The following is a 3659-nucleotide window of genomic DNA, read 5'->3' on the forward strand; positions in this document are numbered from 1 at the left end:
CAACGGCACAAACCAGTTGCCCCGCCTCATCGAAGGCGTCAAATTCACCGACGGCATCGCCCAAACCAATGCCAACCAGGACCGCGCCGCCTGATCAAGTCGCGTCACCCAAAATCGGCCATAGCTCCCCTCCCCTACGTTGAAGGCTCAGTAATTTTTATCAATCATCTCTTCGAAAGTCAGGTTTGTCCGCGGAGCGGTCGCTCAGTGGCGCCACGGCGAACGGCCGCCAAAATCAAATTGCGTCTAACGTCACATTCAATAAACACCCGGAATGAGGCGATAGCGGACGCGACGGGCATAGTCTCGATAGCCCGGTAACTCGTCCTGCAAAGTTTGGTCTTCCAGCGCCGTTCTCAAGACTGTGATTCCAAAGGCAGCCGCCACTGGCAGCAATGTCCATAGCGAACCCAGGCCAAGCACAAGGCCGAACGGCGCAATCATATTTCCGGAATAGCCCGGATGTCGGACAAACTGGTACGGACCACTGTCACACACCACATGTCCTCGATCCGACCGAACAACAACCACGCTGTAGAAAAAGCGGTTCTCTGCCACCGCCCAGGAAGCGAAAGCGTATCCAAGCGCGATTAGGATTAAGCCAATGACACTCAGCCAAGGCGGAAAGTCTGGAGACCATCCATAGCGATGGTCCAACCCGGCGACAATGACCAACGGATAGCTGATACTAACCGCCATGAGCGGAGCGAGGATCTTGTCCCACGCTTTGGCATCCTTGAGATTTTCGTGGCTCTGTCGATTAGCAGTCAGTCCGGGATGTCGTACCTCTGCCAAAATGCGACCGCCAAGTCCAAAGCCGAGGATCAAACCGGCGTAGAGCCAAGCTTGCGACCAGCTCGGGTCGCCGCCACACACCAACAGAAGGAAAGGGATCAGAAGGTACACCAGAACCAATCTGATCCACTGGCTTGCGGCTGCTTTTCTGGCAGGGCTCTTTTGGGCCACGTGACTATCCCAAGTACTACAACGCGAGTGTATCCGTGGGTGGCTTAGGCATCAATCGGACAGCCGAACAAGAGAGCGGCTGCTTGGTCCGCGACTCGGTCGCTCACACGTTCGGCCGCGGAAGTCTGCTTCTTCACTTTGGGAAGAAATGTTGAGTGAGCGCGTCATGTTTTGTCGCACTGCAGCTAATGGCGGCAAGGTCGGCAAACTCCCCGTTCGGTGGCACGAAGCGTTGGCTCTTGGACCGGACACGCCAGCGCGGTCGCTCACTGCGCTTTGCAGCTGTTGGTCGGTTTCGGGCAACGGTCCGGTGGTGCGGAAAAAAGCACGAATTCACTCTTACTAGTGTTCGGCACCTGACATTTGATACCCAGCCGACGCACCGTGCGCTTTGCCTCACACCGAGGCAGGTCGGAGGGCGGCTCTGCGGACGAAGCCGCCGTTGCTGCTAACCAATTCGGGTGTCGTTTCAGCATTTTCGAATCCTGAGACTCCGCTAGCTGCTTCAGGTTGGCACCCGCGCGGTCATCATGTTGAGACCATTGGAGGTGACCTCGCGCCTGATGTCGATGAAACCATCGGCTTGAAGCCAATTTCGTTGCTGGGTCTCGGTATGCGCCCGGCCATTTTCGTAAAAGCTTAGGAATATCAAATTGAACAAAGCGACGTTCTCAGGATGTTTCCGATCATCGTCTAAGATTTGGCCAATGATGTACAGAGTCGCGCCCGGAGAAAGGGCCGGTCGTACGTTGATCAGCAATTGTTGACATTCGGAAGGACCGAGCACCTGAAGCAGTGACCGGATGACCGCGACGTCAAAGTTTCCCGTCAGAGGTTTCTCCAGGAGGTCGGCGGCGACGGCCACCACTCGCTCGTTGACCGGACTTTCCGCGATGAACCGGTTCGCAACGCGCGTCACCGCGGGCAGTTCCATGATCTTCGCTCGAAGTTTTGGATATCGCTCGCAAAGCGCCAGCGCCAGACCGCCGCTGCCGCCGCCGACATCGACGAGATTGCGCAATCCCGTGAAATCTACGGCGTCTGCGAGTTTCCAACCTGCCAGAAGCGCGTCGGGATGCTGACCAAGGAAAAACCTGCTTACGGCCTCGTCGGACATGTCAGCGTAATTATGCGCCGCCAGCGGTTTGCCGGCCTTTACCGACTCCGCTGCCAGAAAAGCGCCGCGCCACAAATCCTCGAACAATTTGCCCACGTCGCCGATAAAATGGGGGCGGCCTCGCACCAGGTAGTGATCGGCCTCGTCGGAGTTACGAAATATCCCCTCGTACTCGATCAAAAGCCCGGAGGCCACCAATGCAAACAGCAGCGGTTGCAGCCAATTCGGATCGACTGAAATGGCCGCTGCCAACTCTTTGGCCGACTTGGGGTCGTCTGCGAGTTCCGTGAATAAATCCAGCTTGGTCCCGGCGAGGAAGGCAAAAGGGGAAAGAACATCTGTCTTGCATCGGTCAATGATCGGGGATGGAGGCAGCATAGTCGAGTTCCCTCGTGGACTGGCGACTCGGAGAAAGCGCCACCGCAGTATACACTTCCTCAAACGACAGTCCGAAATCTTGCCACGTGACGAAGGGAGATCGATATGTGTTCACCAGAAGTCATTGCAAAGGTCGCAGCCCACATGGCCCCCGCCGACCGACCCACCGGTGCCGCTGCTCGTCGTAGTGAATCCGAAGTTCCGGATCAGATCGTCAGTTTTTCCAGGGTTGTCGATCTGACCCATCCGCTGGTGCCCGATTTTCCAACGCCGTTCGGCAGATCAGAACTGGAAATCGAGCCGGTTCTGAAGTTCGCCAAGGATCGCTGGAACCTGAACCGGTGGCGCATTAACGAACATATGGGAACGCACATTGATGCGCCGATCCATATCGACAGCGATGGGATCGCGGTGGAGCAAATACCTGTCAAGGATCTGGTAATTCCGCTTGCTATCATCGACATAAAATCAAGAGCTGACGAGGACGCGGACACCGAACTGACACCGGATGACATCAAAAACTGGGAGGCGCTGCACGGTCCGCTTCCTAGAGGTTGCTGTGTAGCAATGGACAGCGGGTGGGATCGGCATGCTCCGGGACCGAAATACTGTGATCGGGACGAAGATGGCGTCATGCATTTTCCGGGTTTTCATCCCGAGACTGCCGAGATGCTGGTCGATGATCGCCAGGTGCTTGGTCTGGGTGTCGACACCACATCGCTCGACCATGGTTGTTCAACCGAACACATGGCCCATCGCATCTGGCTGCCTGCCGGCGGCTGGATTGTTGAAGGTCTGGCGAACCTGTCGAAGCTGCCTCAGAGTGGGGCGACTATCGTCGTCGGCGGCCCAACGGTCGTCGGTGCAACCGGCGGTGTAAGCCGGATTATGGCGCTCGTCTGAAGTTGTCGGTGTAGGGCGCATTAGCCCAAAGGAAAGACCTCGCGGGAAATGTATTGCTTGTGGTGTCTGTTCAGGGCTCGACGCAGTCATCTGACAGTTTCAGTCGGGGACGCTTTGCCTGTTCTAGATACCCTGCTTCTATCGGGAACTATGTGTCAGGTGCAGAACACTAGGTTTAGGTCTTGGCCAGCATTTCCGGAGCCGCATGTGCCCGCCTCCGGCGCTAGACTGGTTCTCCTCCCCTGCGCAGGCTGTCCAGTCGGGCGTTGGTTTCCATGAAATCGTGGGCTTCGTT

3 protein-coding genes are annotated in these 3659 nt (G+C 56.8%); 1 reads left to right on the plus strand and 2 read right to left on the minus strand.

What is annotated here, in order from left to right; translation table 11 throughout:
• Window positions 1–258: 258 nt before the first annotated feature.
• Both EU800_RS25765 and EU800_RS25770 read right to left on the minus strand, forming a co-directional pair.
• Complete coding sequence (locus tag EU800_RS25765) at window positions 259–966, minus strand: isoprenylcysteine carboxylmethyltransferase family protein (protein ID WP_207210020.1); 708 nt, start codon at window positions 964–966, stop codon at window positions 259–261.
• Window positions 967–1471: 505 nt separating this feature from the next.
• A complete protein-coding gene (locus EU800_RS25770) occupies window positions 1472–2461 on the minus strand; it encodes a methyltransferase (RefSeq protein WP_129636314.1) in 990 nt (329 codons plus the stop codon).
• A gap of 105 nt (window positions 2462–2566) precedes the next feature.
• Between EU800_RS25770 and EU800_RS25775 the strand changes: the two genes are divergently transcribed.
• Window positions 2567–3364, plus strand: a complete 798-nt coding sequence (locus EU800_RS25775) for a cyclase family protein (protein WP_129636315.1) — start codon at window positions 2567–2569, stop codon at window positions 3362–3364.
• Window positions 3365–3659 lie beyond the last annotated feature (295 nt).

The sequence above is a fragment of the Tropicimonas sp. IMCC6043 genome (assembly GCF_004146235.1).
Lineage (GTDB): Bacteria > Pseudomonadota > Alphaproteobacteria > Rhodobacterales > Rhodobacteraceae > Tropicimonas.